This is a genomic window from Vibrio sp. QJM3NY_21 (genome assembly GCF_057785975.1).
Window position 1 is genome coordinate 1,688,574 of record NZ_CM173513.1, and the last position, 13,433, is coordinate 1,702,006.

15 protein-coding genes are annotated in these 13,433 nt (G+C 43.7%); 11 read left to right on the plus strand and 4 right to left on the minus strand.

Going from position 1 to position 13,433, the window contains the following annotated elements; translation table 11 throughout:
- Positions 1-73 precede the first annotated feature (73 nt).
- The 4 genes from AC3CID_RS07610 to AC3CID_RS07625 form a co-directional block, all read right to left on the minus strand.
- Positions 74-814 carry an SDR family oxidoreductase gene (locus AC3CID_RS07610; RefSeq protein WP_488527217.1) on the minus strand — a complete coding sequence of 247 codons (741 nt, stop codon included), beginning with the start codon at positions 812-814 and terminating at the stop codon, positions 74-76.
- On the minus strand, positions 814-2,373 hold the full coding sequence (locus AC3CID_RS07615; RefSeq protein WP_171316252.1) for a cryptochrome/photolyase family protein: 1,560 nt from the start codon (positions 2,371-2,373) through the stop codon (positions 814-816). Before AC3CID_RS07615 ends, AC3CID_RS07610 begins: the two co-directional genes overlap by 1 nt.
- Positions 2,370-3,758 carry a DASH family cryptochrome gene (locus AC3CID_RS07620; RefSeq protein WP_488527218.1) on the minus strand — a complete coding sequence of 463 codons (1,389 nt, stop codon included), beginning with the start codon at positions 3,756-3,758 and terminating at the stop codon, positions 2,370-2,372. The genes AC3CID_RS07615 and AC3CID_RS07620 overlap by 4 nt, the downstream gene beginning before the upstream one ends.
- A gap of 237 nt (positions 3,759-3,995) precedes the next feature.
- Positions 3,996-4,418 carry a universal stress protein gene (locus AC3CID_RS07625; RefSeq protein WP_054546383.1) on the minus strand — a complete coding sequence of 141 codons (423 nt, stop codon included), beginning with the start codon at positions 4,416-4,418 and terminating at the stop codon, positions 3,996-3,998.
- Positions 4,419-4,661: 243 nt separating this feature from the next.
- On the opposite strand from AC3CID_RS07625, the gene AC3CID_RS07630 reads away from it, so the two are divergent.
- From AC3CID_RS07630 to AC3CID_RS07680, 11 genes are all read left to right on the plus strand, one after another.
- Positions 4,662-5,792, plus strand: coding sequence for a PcfJ domain-containing protein (locus AC3CID_RS07630; RefSeq protein ID WP_171316255.1), 1,131 nt, complete (start codon positions 4,662-4,664; stop codon positions 5,790-5,792).
- A 24-nt stretch (positions 5,793-5,816) separates the two neighbouring features.
- Positions 5,817-5,951: a hypothetical protein gene (locus tag AC3CID_RS07635; RefSeq protein ID WP_009846853.1), complete on the plus strand. Its 135-nt coding sequence runs from the start codon at positions 5,817-5,819 to the stop codon at positions 5,949-5,951.
- Positions 5,952-6,017: 66 nt separating this feature from the next.
- Positions 6,018-6,452: a GNAT family N-acetyltransferase gene (locus AC3CID_RS07640; protein ID WP_488518825.1), complete on the plus strand. Its 435-nt coding sequence runs from the start codon at positions 6,018-6,020 to the stop codon at positions 6,450-6,452.
- 240 nt (positions 6,453-6,692) lie between these two features.
- A complete protein-coding gene (locus tag AC3CID_RS07645) occupies positions 6,693-6,947 on the plus strand; it encodes a DUF3297 family protein (protein WP_004733911.1) in 255 nt (84 codons plus the stop codon).
- 504 nt (positions 6,948-7,451) lie between these two features.
- A complete protein-coding gene (glpT, locus tag AC3CID_RS07650; protein WP_114633484.1) occupies positions 7,452-8,825 on the plus strand; it encodes a glycerol-3-phosphate transporter in 1,374 nt (457 codons plus the stop codon).
- A 79-nt stretch (positions 8,826-8,904) separates the two neighbouring features.
- Positions 8,905-9,960 (plus strand): glycerophosphodiester phosphodiesterase, encoded by a 1,056-nt coding sequence (glpQ, locus tag AC3CID_RS07655; protein ID WP_488527219.1) that lies wholly within the window; start codon positions 8,905-8,907, stop codon positions 9,958-9,960.
- Positions 9,961-10,221: 261 nt separating this feature from the next.
- On the plus strand, positions 10,222-10,689 hold the full coding sequence (locus AC3CID_RS07660) for an ASCH domain-containing protein (RefSeq protein ID WP_102442728.1): 468 nt from the start codon (positions 10,222-10,224) through the stop codon (positions 10,687-10,689).
- A gap of 94 nt (positions 10,690-10,783) precedes the next feature.
- Positions 10,784-11,728 carry a D-2-hydroxyacid dehydrogenase family protein gene (locus AC3CID_RS07665; RefSeq protein ID WP_488527220.1) on the plus strand — a complete coding sequence of 315 codons (945 nt, stop codon included), beginning with the start codon at positions 10,784-10,786 and terminating at the stop codon, positions 11,726-11,728.
- Positions 11,729-11,756: 28 nt separating this feature from the next.
- Positions 11,757-12,260: an HAD family hydrolase gene (locus AC3CID_RS07670; protein WP_488527221.1), complete on the plus strand. Its 504-nt coding sequence runs from the start codon at positions 11,757-11,759 to the stop codon at positions 12,258-12,260.
- Positions 12,261-12,372: 112 nt separating this feature from the next.
- The gene (locus AC3CID_RS07675) at positions 12,373-12,753 is read left to right on the plus strand and encodes a SpoIIAA family protein (RefSeq protein WP_474355429.1); all 381 of its coding nucleotides are present in this window, start codon (positions 12,373-12,375) and stop codon (positions 12,751-12,753) included.
- A gap of 228 nt (positions 12,754-12,981) precedes the next feature.
- Positions 12,982-13,383: an NUDIX hydrolase gene (locus AC3CID_RS07680; RefSeq protein ID WP_017059210.1), complete on the plus strand. Its 402-nt coding sequence runs from the start codon at positions 12,982-12,984 to the stop codon at positions 13,381-13,383.
- Positions 13,384-13,433: the final 50 nt, after the last annotated feature.

Here is a 13,433-nt window from a genome sequence, read left to right on the forward strand (position 1 = left end):
CACTCGTTGGGTTTTCTTTTTTAGCACTCATCAAATTTTACCATTCATCAAAGCCAGCGATTGGTATTCCTCACTACCAGTTTAACTGCTCACCATCGTAAGCGTAGAAGTGCCCACTTTTGTCCGGTGTGGCAGTGCGAATGATATCGACCAATTGATGGGCGACATAGCTCGACTCAAACAACTTGCCTTCAGGGACATTGGTCTGAAAAGGCTTCGATAAAGCCGTGTCTGTTGTGCCCGGATGTAGCGCTAACACGGTGCCTTTCTTTATGGTACGTTGCCATTCAATCGACATGGTTTTGATAAACATATTGAGTGCCGCTTTCGATGACCGATAGCTATACCAACCACCTAAGCGGTTATCTGAAATACTGCCGACTTTGGCCGATACCACTGCAAATTTTGGATTGTCACTGGCTTTGAGGATCGGCGTGAAGTGCTTTGCCAGTAATAAGCTGGGTAGGGTATTCACCGAGATGTTTTTCAGGAAGAATTCTGGGTCGATAGAAGATAGATTTTTTTCAGGCCCTAGATCTGGTGTATGAAGCATACCCACGCAATTTATTAACCAATCCAATCGCTCGAATTGAGTGCTTAGCTGCTCAATATCAGCTTCGTTGGTGGCATCGACTTGGTGCCAATTTAGACGGCTATCTTCCAATTCCGGTCGTTGTGAATGATAAGTCGCGTCTACATGCACATCAAGAAAATCAAAGCGAGACAGCTCAGACAGTAGGTGCTTAACCACGGCGAAACCAATACCGCCGCTGCCACCAATGACCAATATATGTAATCTGAGTTGTTCCACCATTATAAGTTCTCCAAGTTAGTCAGTCGTTGTTCTGCGGTGTCGAGTATCGCTTGTTGGTCTTGCTCATCCATGTTGTCCCAAGAGCGATATAACATGCCCATTCGAGGGTTGCGATTTAGGGCCTCGCGATGTTTGTTCATGAAGCGCCAGTACAAGCTGTTGAATGGACAAGAACTCTCGCCGCTGCGCTCTTTAATTTGGTAATGACAGCCTTTGCAGTAATCACTCATGCGATTAATGTAAGAACCGCTGGCAGAGTATGGTTTGGTTCCGACGATCCCGCCATCGGCAAAAAGTGCCATACCTCGCGTATTCGGCATTTCGACCCACTCAATCGCGTCGACGTATATACCAAGGTACCAACTGTCTACTTGGTCGGGGTCTATGCCAGTAATTAAGCAGAAGTTACCGGTGATCATGAGCCTTTGAATGTGGTGCGCGTAAGCAAACTCGAGGGATTGATCAATCGCGTGTTTCATACAATTCATCTTGGTTTGCCCATCCCAAAAATAATGAGGCAACTGACGGTCTGCTGCGTAGTGGTTTTTGTTGGCGTAAGCAGGCATGTTCGCCCAATAAACGCCACGTATGTATTCTCTCCAACCTAGAATTTGGCGTACGAACCCTTCAACTTGTGCAATATCGATAGTGGGTGCGTTTGGTTTAGAAGAAGCCTGATAAGCCGAAAGTGCCGCATCAATCACTTCTTGGGGACTTAGCAGTTTACTGTTCAACGAAAAGGAGAGGCGACTGTGGTACAAACTCCATTTCGAATCGTGCTCGGTCGTCATTGCATCTTGAAACTGACCAAACAGTGGCAAACAGACTTGGCAGAAGTGAGCAAGCAGAGACAGGCTTTGCGCTCGATTGACTGGCCATAATAACTGATCGCCAACTTCACCAATGGTTTGAACTTGATGACACTCGATGCGTTTTAAAATCGCAGAAATGTCGTTGGCAAACATTAATGGTTGCGGCAAGTTCTCGATGTCTTGCTTCTTTAGCTTCTTACGATTGTTTGCATCGTAATTCCATTTTCCGCCAACCGGTTTACCATCGTCGAGCAGGATGTCGAAACGCTTTCTCATTCGACGATAGAAGTGTTCCATCATGATGTGTTTGTCTTTAGGAAACTGGGTTTCAATCTCGTCAAACGGAAACAGGAAGTGCTCGGAATCGCTACAGCCTTTGGTTACTCCAGTTAACTTCAGCTTTGCCAGTTGTTGGAGAAGTCGATATTCATCTGGCCGTTGGTATTCAAATTTTTCAGCTGCAAACTCGTGTACATAGTGTTGCAATAGAGCATCGAGATTTTCAAATTGAGTCGTGTCATCCAGAGTTAGGTGGAGTACCTGATGACCTTGTTGTTTTAGCTCGTCGGCAAAGTAGCCCATCGCAGAGAAAAACGCGGCCACTTTTTGAATGTGAGATGCAACGTAGTCAGTCTCTTGCTTAAGTTCGGCAATGATATAAATGACATCGTCATCAACTTGTTGAAACCAAGAGTGCTGTATATTGAGTTGGTCGCCTAAGACAAGGCGCACAGTTTTGAAATTCATAACATATCCTGATTGTTGGTTAAGACAGGTTCTTTGCTGCTCGTATTCCACTTATTGATAAACGCTTGGTCTGGATCGTACATATCCGTTTGCTTACCCAAATCAAAATGTCGTGATTTAGGTTTGGTTTTAGGTTTAGGTTGCTTAGCATCATTTTGCTTATTGGCTTGGGTGTTTGCCTGAGAGTTCAGGGCTCCGGCTATATATGCCCAGTTACCCCAGTTTGATGCCACGTCATAGTCAATAAGTTGGCTCTCAAAATAGGCTGCACCGTGTCGCCAATCGCTCCCTAGTTCATAGATCAAACAGCTAGCGGCTAGCTGTCTTCCTCGGTTAGACATGTAGCCTGTTTCATTAAGCTGACGCATACATGCATCGACAATCGGATAGTTGGTATTGCCACTCTTCCATTTGGCGAAATTCAGGTTCGAAGTCGCTGAGGAGTTTGAAGAGTGGAGTTCATGGTTTGAGGTTTCACCGAACAACGAGGAGCCCAGTGACAAACACTTCCAATAGAAAAATTCGCGCCACAACAACTCAAAGTAGATCCAATAGGTTGAATCGTTACTGCCATGTTCAGTTTCTAATTGTTTCAAATGGCGATAAATCGTTTTAGGCGAAACGCAACCGAGCGCTAACCACGGCGAGAACTTGGTTGAGCTTTCGATGCCGTCAAATGCGTTTCGAGTCTGCTTGTAGTTAAGGGCGTAATCATGTGAAAAGTAGTTTTCTAAATGCGCTAGTCCTGCGTCTTCTCCACCCAAATAATCGCTTGTTACTCCGATTTCATCATTTGCTGAACTAAATAGTGGGATTGTCGCTATTGGTGTCACTGCTGGTGGGAGGTTTGCAATAACCGTCTCATCGCCATTAACGTCCAAGTGTTCGACTAGCTTTCTAAATTTGGTAAACGAGCTTGGGACTTTTGATAATTCAAATGGTAGCTCATGTGAGTCAAACAAGGTCGAGTTATGTGGTAAACACATTACTAAGTTAGGGGACTGTCTTTGTATTGACCGAATCAATTGTCGCTCGTCGTAGCCGCAATGTGCGTTAGCGAAAAAGTGAGTGACGTGTTGAGTAGCGATGATTTGGCTGAGTGTTTTCTCAGCAGAGCCTGGCTCTATATGGTTACTGTGAATTACGACCAGTTGCTGCCCAAGCTTTACCAAATTCGATTCTAAGTTAGCTATCGATTGTGAAATAAAAGCCTGGCGATGTGCGCCATAACTTTGTTCTTTCGCGAAATCAGCAGAGAAACGAACCAAAGTGGGGTCGACAATCACGCAAATGAGTTTATCGACGCTCTGTGCAGCACAATGGAGCAATTGATTGTCGTTGATTCTTAAGTCGTTCGTAAAAAGATAGAGACCAATCTTTTTCATTGCTTGCACTCGTGATTTGTTAGTTATTAGACGGTTACGAGTGGATGAGCAAACAAGATCACAAATGATTACGCCGAATGGGTAATGGTTGAATTTGGGGAAAGAAGAGGATTGAGGAGGGAATAGAAGCCAACCAATAATACCGATAGAGGTTGGCTTATCAAGTCTGGCTTTATAAGCCTAAACAGCTATTTTTTAAGAGCGACAGTCTTTAGGAGCAGACAGTCCATAGAAACTCTAGTCCATAGGAACGACGAGTATGTCGACAGGAGAAGAGTCTATCAATTGCTTCGAGTGCGAGATGATCTTATGCCAAAAATCATGATGGTGACCACAGAGCATTAGGTCAATGTTGTGCGCTTTTACGGTGTCTTTGAGCTTGTCATTCAAATCACCCGTACCCACAAAGATGTGCTGAACCGGCTGTTTAGCGTAAGCCTCAAACTCTCTTAGTTGTTTTATGGCATCTTCATTGACAGGTAGGTCATTCTCATTTTCTTGAATATCAACGAGTTCTGGGTAGATTTCTCCGTGAGTACCGTCGATATAAACAAATGAAAGTTCCGTTTCTAGTTTGTTCGCGAAGAAGGTTGCTCTATCAATGAGAATTTTTGAGTCATCAGACATTTCAAGTGCGACCAGAATATGTCGGTATTCCATAATTAAAGCCTCTTGTTATTAGTGATGTTACAAGCATAGTTTCTCTCTAAGTAAATGATATCGAAGAGGTCTCATATTGCGTAAAATCATCATTCAAAGATCTTCTAAGTACTCTCGTATTTATATCGCTTTGATTGATAAGAAATTTACAAAAGGTTGTTATAGTGACTTGAGTCCGAGCTTTAGCCTTTTTGCCATTATATAAGTTCGCCAGTCCAACGCGCCATTAACGAAGAGGCATCAATGACAGCATTACTTACCATTCCCACTCGTACATTAGGCTTCGACTACGATATTGAGATCAGTGATTGGTCACAAAAGCTCGTGGGCTTTCATGTGTTCGAAGATGGTAGGCGCCCGCTCGATGGTGGTATTGGTTTAAGCCTCAATCTCGTTGAGCAGTTTGATGTGAATGGTCGTTGGTTAGAATCATTGCCAGCTCGTTATCGTGAAATCACCGATGATTTTCCAGAGTATCAATACCAGATGTTGTGGCTCGCGGCGAATACTTATGAAGCTGCTCAACTGCTTGAATTAAGACCGGTTATCTTGGCATTAATCTGCATGAAGCACAGTGTCGATAACAAGAAAGCGTTGGAACTGAGTCGCTTAGGGCAAAAGAAAATCTTAACCAAACTGGGCTTAGACGGTAGTAAAGCGACCCTAAAATTCATCGATAAGCTAGAGCTTCATTACAACGTCGGTGACGAGCTTGACCACATTGTGCGAATTCTTGAACCGCTGCAAAGGCGTGTACTGAAATTTAAACACTATTCTAAAGTGGGTTATACAGCGCTGCGTTTGGATCAGGTTCATCCGTTTCTAACGGGTAGTCGATTAGGTATTGCAATGGTTGAGGAGGGCAGGCTTAATGCGCCTTCAAAAATGGCCATGTTCCAAGATGCGATATTGTTAGGACTAGATTTGGAGATGGATGATCCATTACGCGCCATTACCAGCCAGAACTCGTTTGCGATGTTCGAACAACTTCACGATAGATGGACAGAGCAACGTCAACTGCGTCGTTTAGAAGGTAACCGCCCAATGGATAAAGACATTCCTTACCCGGTTCCTTTGCTAGGTAACGACAATATTCATCCGCTTACTGATTACTACGACCTTGAAAAAGAAGGCATGGAGCAAAAACACTGCATTGGTGTTTATCACAATCGAATCATGAGCGATCGCTATGTGGTATTCCGCATGTTCAAACCTCAGCGTTTAACCATAGGTCTACGTCGTGTACCGAGCAAAGCGTTTCCGTTTGAGATTGACCAAATTTGCGGCAAACGAAATGCACCGCCATCGGAGTCTGCTCGCCAAGTTATTCATGATTGGTTAGAAGCGAGTAAGCAAAAGTATCCGAAGCAATAGCTGTGAAGTAGAAGGAATAACAGGATGTTTCAACAAGGCGATTTATGCCCGCATTGTGGTTTGATTATTGTCATGCCAACAGATTTGCAAGCCGAATGCTTAGGGTGTGGCGAAGAGATCAATCAAGACCCTGCAGACGATTACGACGAAGAAGAGTAACTTTATCTACACTGATATAAACCAAGGCTAGGATGGCCGTATTAGCCCTTCAAAGGATGGGAAGACATGCAGAAAGTAATCTTTAGAAATTGCGATGAGAGTTCGCCATATTGGAGTGATTTAGAGCGCTTGTTTCAAAGTGAATGGTCGGATTTTAAGTTTAAAGATACCTATAAAGACTGCGTACAACTCCCTCCAGTAATAGTAGTGCTTCGCGATAATGTGGTCATTGGTGGCTTGGCATATTCCCATTTTCAGGAACCTCATCAAGTAAGAGATGTGGTTTGGGTCAATGCCGTTTATGTTGATGCTCAATGGCGAGGCCAAGGTATTGCAAGTGAATTGATTAATCGTGGTGTAAAACAGGTTTCTTCTACAGTGCAAACTCAACTGTACGTGTACACCAATGTAATGGAACTCTACCAAGGGTTAGGTTGGTCAGTCGTCGATATCGACTCAGAAGCAAACCATAAAGTGATGAGTATAGAGCTTATTCGATAAGCTCAGAGCAAAGCCGACTATTAGGTTATCTACCTATCGAGTATTGAACCTATCTCTTTATCAACAACGTATAATCCTGTTAAATTTTCGTTTGAAATGATACCTATATCGCCTTTAAATCAAACAACTCGCTGTTGATTAAAACGATCACTACGATTTATTGCAGCAGTTGTTGAGCACAAAGCCTATATTGACTAGAATGGCGCACTTTTTTTATTTACGTACATACAGGTAATGAACATGAGCGATACTAATTCAAAACCAGCTTTACCAGATCATCTAGCAGGTAACCCACGCAGCCCACACCACGTGGCTGAGTGTTTCGAATACCCAATCGGTATTCGTCTAAATGGTAAAGAGCGTACTGATGTTGAAGAATACTGCATCAGCGAAGGTTGGGTTAAGATCCCTTCTCCAAAAGCGCTAGACCGCCGTGGTCAGCCAATGCTTATTACTCTAAAAGGCTCTGTAGAAGCTTTTTACATCGAAGAATAATCGCTTTGTGTGACTAGCTAATGCTTCGTGTAGTTAGCAAATGTTTTGGCTAATTAGCCAACATAAAGTCACTAAGAGTTATTACTTGAAAGGGTCTAGAGAAATCTAGACCCTTTTTGTTTGCATTAATGTTGGCGAACTTGTTTAACCAATAACCAAAACCACCTTCATAACTCCACAAAGCTTATCAAACTTGTCGACGTCTACTATGCATGCGTTGGAATAATGCGCTTACTGCTGGTTGATTTATGTTCGCTCGCTCGTTTTGGGTTGATTCGCATTCGAAATTACTGCTGATAAATCAACCGATCAAAAACAAAAATATGAAGCGTAGTCTAATTAAATGAAACTAAAGTGCTGTATTTAAGGTTGTTTATTGTTAATGGCTATCTCTATCACAGAAAATAATCCTGAAGCACATACAATTCCCAGGCTTTCGAATGAGCACTATACTTTTTTCGTTCGAGCATTTTATTTCTATCGCCCAATACACATGAGGTTCCTATGTTTGGAATATTCAAACCTATGGCGCATATCGATCGCTTATCTACCGATAAGATCGATAGCACCTACACACGATTACGATGGCAGCTTTTTCTCGGCATCTTTGTTGGCTATGCGGGTTATTACTTAGTTCGCAAAAACTTCAGTTTGGCGATGCCATACCTGATTGAGCAAGGGTACAGTCGAGGAGAGTTAGGGATTGCTTTAGCCGCAGTATCCATCGCTTACGGTTTATCTAAGTTTTTAATGGGAAGCGTTTCTGATCGTTCAAATCCCCGTTATTTCCTAAGCGGTGGCTTGTTAATGTCTGCACTGGTGATGTTTTGCTTCGGCTTCATGCCATGGGCAACAGGCAGTATCACTGCAATGTTTATTCTATTGTTCTTGAATGGTTGGTTCCAAGGAATGGGCTGGCCAGCTTGTGGACGAACCATGGTTCACTGGTGGTCACGCAAAGAGCGTGGTGAGATCGTATCGGTATGGAACGTTGCTCACAACGTGGGTGGCGGTTTGATTGGTCCAATGTTCTTATTGGGTCTTTGGGCTTTTAACGATGATTGGCGAACCGCTTTCTATGTTCCTGCATTTTTTGCCACTCTCGTTGCTATCTTTGTTTGGTTCACGGTAAGAGATACACCTCAATCTTGTGGCTTACCACCGATTGAAGAACACAAAGACGATTACCCAGACGACTACGATACGTCTCATGAGAAAGAAATGACGGCGAAAGAGATCTTCTTTAAGTACGTTTTCTCTAACAAGTTATTGTGGTCAATCGCGATTGCCAATGCGTTTGTTTATCTTATCCGCTATGGCGTACTCGATTGGGCTCCAGTTTACTTAAAAGAAGCAAAAGACTTCTCTGTAGATAAATCGTCTTGGGCTTACTTCCTGTATGAGTGGGCAGGTATTCCTGGCACATTATTGTGTGGTTGGATTTCAGATAAGTTGTTCAAAGGTCGACGCGCTCCAGCAGGGATCCTGTTTATGGTTCTCGTAACTGTCGCAGTGTTGGTGTACTGGTTGAACCCAGCGGGTAACCCAACGGTTGATATGTTGGCACTTATCGCGATTGGTTTCCTTATCTATGGACCAGTAATGCTAATTGGTTTGTATGCACTTGAACTTGCACCTAAGAAAGCGGCAGGTACGGCTGCAGGTCTTACTGGCTTGTTTGGTTACTTAGGTGGCGCAGTTGCTGCCAATGCAGTGCTTGGTTTCATGGTTGACCATTACGGCTGGGATGGCGGCTTCATTATCTTGGTAGGTGCTTGTGTTGCTTCAATAATTTGTCTGCTTTATGCCTTCTTAGGAGAGCGTGAACACCATAAACAAAAAGAACTCGAACAACAGAAAGAAGCGTTAACTCAGTAGTTCATTAACTGGACAACGTCATACTAATAAACAACAGAGGCAGGTATATCCTGCTTCTGTTTTATCAAGGGAAACAATAATGAAAACAACGTCACTGTCTCTGACTTTATTAGCACTTAGCTTATCTGCAAATGCGTTCGCCGATCCTTTAGTGATTGCGCATCGCGGTGCTTCTGGTTATTTACCCGAGCATACATTACCGGCTAAAGCACTCGCTTACGCAATGAAACCTGACTATATCGAACAAGATGTAGTGATGACCAAAGATGACCAATTGGTGGTTTTGCATGATCACTATTTAGATCGCGTCACCGATGTCGCGGATCGTTTTCCAACACGCGCTCGTGCAGATGGCCGTTACTATGCGATTGATTTTACGCTTGCCGAGATCAAATCATTAAAAGTGACTGAAGGCTTTAACCTAGATGACCAAGGTAATCGAGTGGCTGGGTTCCCAGCACGCTTCCCAATGTGGCAGTCTGATTTTCGTGTAGCCACATTTGCAGAAGAAATTGAATTGATCCAAGGTCTAAACAAGACGCTCGGTTATGACGTGGGTATCTATCCAGAGATTAAAGCACCTTGGTTCCATCGTCACGAAGGCAAAGATATCTCTAAAGCTGTGCTTGCCACCTTGCAACAATATGGGTATCTATCGAAAGACGACAAGGTGTACTTGCAGTGTTTCGACGCCAATGAACTTCAACGCATCAATGATGAACTTATGCCAGCGATGGAAATGGATCTTAAGCTCGTTCAGTTGATGGCTTATACAGATTGGAATGAAACCATGACGTACCAAGGTGACAAAGCAATGCCGTACAGTTATGACTGGATGTTTGAGAAGGGCGGAATGGCAAAAGTCGCTAGCTATGCTGATGGCATTGGCCCATGGAAACCTATGCTGGTGGACGATGCATCGACCAAAGATAACATCATTATTAAACCATTGATGAAATCAGCAAAAGACGCTGGCTTAGACGTTCACCCGTACACGTTCCGTGCTGATCCAGGAAGAATCCCAGCTTATGCTGATAACTTTGATGGCATGTTGGATGTCTTCTACAACCAAGTCAAAGTCGATGGTGTGTTTACCGACTTTCCGGACAAAGCGGTCGACTTCTTAAAACGTTAATTTCCTGCTCAGTTACGAGGTACTAGTAACGAGATACGAAGAGCTAAAAGCACAGCCTAAAGGCGCTTTTAGCTCTTTTTACTTTTCGGCTCTTCTTGTACTGGCCTCGAAATCCTACCCATACTCTTCTTTCTCAGCCCACATTTTGATATTCACTCGGTTTACAGCAATAACCTGACTTGATAGGTTACTCCCAATGCAGCCAGATGCTTAATCTATAAGTATTTATCGGCTCAACCTAATATTGAACTTGGAAAGATCATGGAAGAAAGAAGTAAAGCTTATCTTGATAGGTACCTCAACACATTGCCAGCAGACGTTGCCTCGCAATACACCTCCTTTAGTGCTGATTATTACTGCGCCGACGAGTACAACGCCAACCTTTGCGCGCAGTTGATTTTAAAAGGTGAAAAACAGGCGTCCTGCGGCCTTGAACACTGGTATACCTATGAAGGCGAGACGAGACCCATAGTGGGTCACTTACAAGTCGTCACCGATTGGGATGGTGAGCCTGTCTGTATTGTTGAGATCACGTCGGTGTCGTCGTGCAAATACAACGAAGTGAGTGCGGAGTTTGCTGCTGCAGAAGGCGAGGGTGACAAAACACTAGAATGGTGGAGAAAAGCTCACTGGAACTTCTTCTCTCGTGAATGTGAAGAACTCAAGATCTCACCAAGTGAAGACATGTTACTTATGTTAGAGCGTTTCAAAGTGGTTTATCAACAGTGAACTCCCCAGTGAGTGCCATGTTGAATCTCGAGGCATGGCACTTTAGTCTTCATTTGAACAATACAAGATAACTAACAATCACAAGGAGAGTGATGTGAAAATAGCGATATTGGATGACTATCAGAACGTCGTTAAAGACCTCAACTGTTTCCAGAAACTTAAACAACATGATGTTACAGTATTTACCGAGACTTATTCAGAGCAACAACTTGTCGCGAAGTTGATCTCGTTTGAAGCCATTGTACTTATTCGAGAAAGAACCGAGCTCACCGAATCTCTGTTATCACAACTCCCTAACCTCAAGCTGATTAGCCAGACGGGCAAAGTGAGCAACCATATCGACCCGCAAATGTGCGAACGATTTGGTGTTACCGTTTTAGAAGGTCGAGGCTCGCCTGTTGCGCCCTCCGAGCTATGTTGGGGGTTGATTATGACTGCATTGCGCCACATTCCGACTTATGCTTCAAACCTTAAACAGAACCAGTGGCAGGATTCTGGCTCATTAGGGTTAGGTCGAACTTTGAAGGACTTGAAGCTAGGTATTTGGGGCTACGGAAAAATCGGAAAATGCATTGCACAATACGCCCAAGCATTTGGGATGTCTGTCGTAGTGTGGGGGAGCCAAGCTTCACGCGATCAAGCACAAGCAGATGGCTTCGAAGCAGCAGCAACCAAACAAGACTTCTTTCGAGAAGTTGATGTTCTTTCTTTGCATTTGCGTTTGAATGATGTCACCAGAGGATGTGTTACGGCACACGACCTTAGCTTGATGAAACCGAACTCATTGTTTGTGAACATCAGCCGTGCCGAGTTAGTCGAACCGATGGCCTTGTATCATGAACTACGCGAGGTAGCGACCAAAACTGCCGCTATTGATGTGTTCGATTGTGAGCCAGTAACAATAGACACCGAACCGCTATTGTCCTTGCCAAACGTCACAGCGACTCCACATTTGGGCTATGTTGAACAAAATAGCTACGAACTCTACTTCGATATCGCTTTCGACAACATTCTGTCCTATCAAAGAGATGGCCTATAAAGGCGCGATGACTAATGCAGGAGGCAAGATGACAAAGCTAATCGAATTAACAGAAGTAGTCTTATTCGACTGGGGCAATACGCTGATGGTCGATTTCCCCGACGCACAAGGGAAGATGTGTGACTGGGAAACCGTACAAGAAGTGAGTGGTGCTCGTGTATTACTGGCTGAACTCTCCAAAAATCATCAAGTCTATGTTGCCACCAATGCCGGTGATTCAAGTAAAAACGACATCATTCAAGCCTTTGAGCGTGTTGGCCTGTCTCAATATATCTTGGGTTATTTTTGTAAGGCGAGCATTGGCTTTTCTAAGTTCGAACCGGAGTTCTATCCCGCCATCATTTCTAAGCTCGGTGTTGAACCACAACACATCACAATGGTGGGTGACACCCTAGATAAAGACATTTACCCAGCACTTGAAGCGGGTTTGCAAGCGGTGTGGTTGAATACGGAAGGAGTTGATCTTAAGTCAGAGCATCCGCGTATCGTGCAAGTTCAAAATCTAAGCGCACTGTTGGAAAAGCATGTTTAACTCTCTGATATTAAGCTCGGATAAATCGCTTGTCCGTTTTGACGCCAACTTCTCATCTCTTTGTTATTTAATCCTCTAAGCTAAGTCTAGTTTCCACTATGAGGGCTAGGCTATGAATATCGAACGTCACGGAATATCGGTTGGAATTGAACGTGTTAGTGGTGAAACCATTGTTGTGTTTAAAGCGAAAGGTAAACTCACACATGATGACTATCAAGCAATGATGCCAATTCTAAATACCACGCTAGAAGAACTCGATTCATCCGAACTCAAGATGCTTGTCGACATCTCCACTTTAACGGGATGGGAGTTGCGTGCTGCTTGGGATGATTTCAAATTGGGATTAGAGCTCAATTCGAAGATAGACAAAATCGCGATTTATGGTGATAAAAGCTGGCAAGAATTCGCTTCAAAAGTAGGGGGCTGGTTTGTGTCCGGTGAGATAAAGTCATTCGAAGAGCATGACTCTGCGTTTCAGTGGCTAGTCGATTGATACTATTCGCGGGCAGCTAGAAGTAGTTCGTAAACATCGCCAATGACAGTTGATGAGCATTGTGCTTAAAGGCTGTCATTTTTTGTTTTGACTATGATATTTCCTATTCGATTCAATAGAGTATATTCATTCCAGCGTGTAACATACGCAGGCTTGGTTTGGTCGTGACTAATAACGCGGCCAGATTCAGTAATAACGAGAACTAAAACAGAAATAAGGTCTAACGACATGCATAAGGTAATTGATAAGCTGGCTTGGATATTCATCAAAGACGGCAAGTTGTTGATGGTGAGATCAAAAGGCAAAGAACTGTTCTATCTACCGGGTGGTAAGCGTGAAGCTGGCGAAAGTGATGAGCAAGCACTGGTTCGCGAAATCAAAGAAGAGATCTCGGTAGATTTGGTGCCTGATTCCATCAAATACGTTGAGACGTTTACAGGCCAAGCTGACGGTAAAGCAGAAGGCGTATCGGTGCAATTGACTTGTTATCTTGCTGATTATACTGGCGAACTGTCTCCAGATGCCGAAATTGAAGAGCTTAAGTTTGTGGATGGCAACGACAGAGCGGTATGTTCATTGGCGGCACTGGTTGCGCTTGATTGGTTAGAAGCGAACCAGTATTTGGCTTAAGGTTTTAGCATCTATCAGCTGTATTAGTGCATATTAGCTAATGCTGAAAA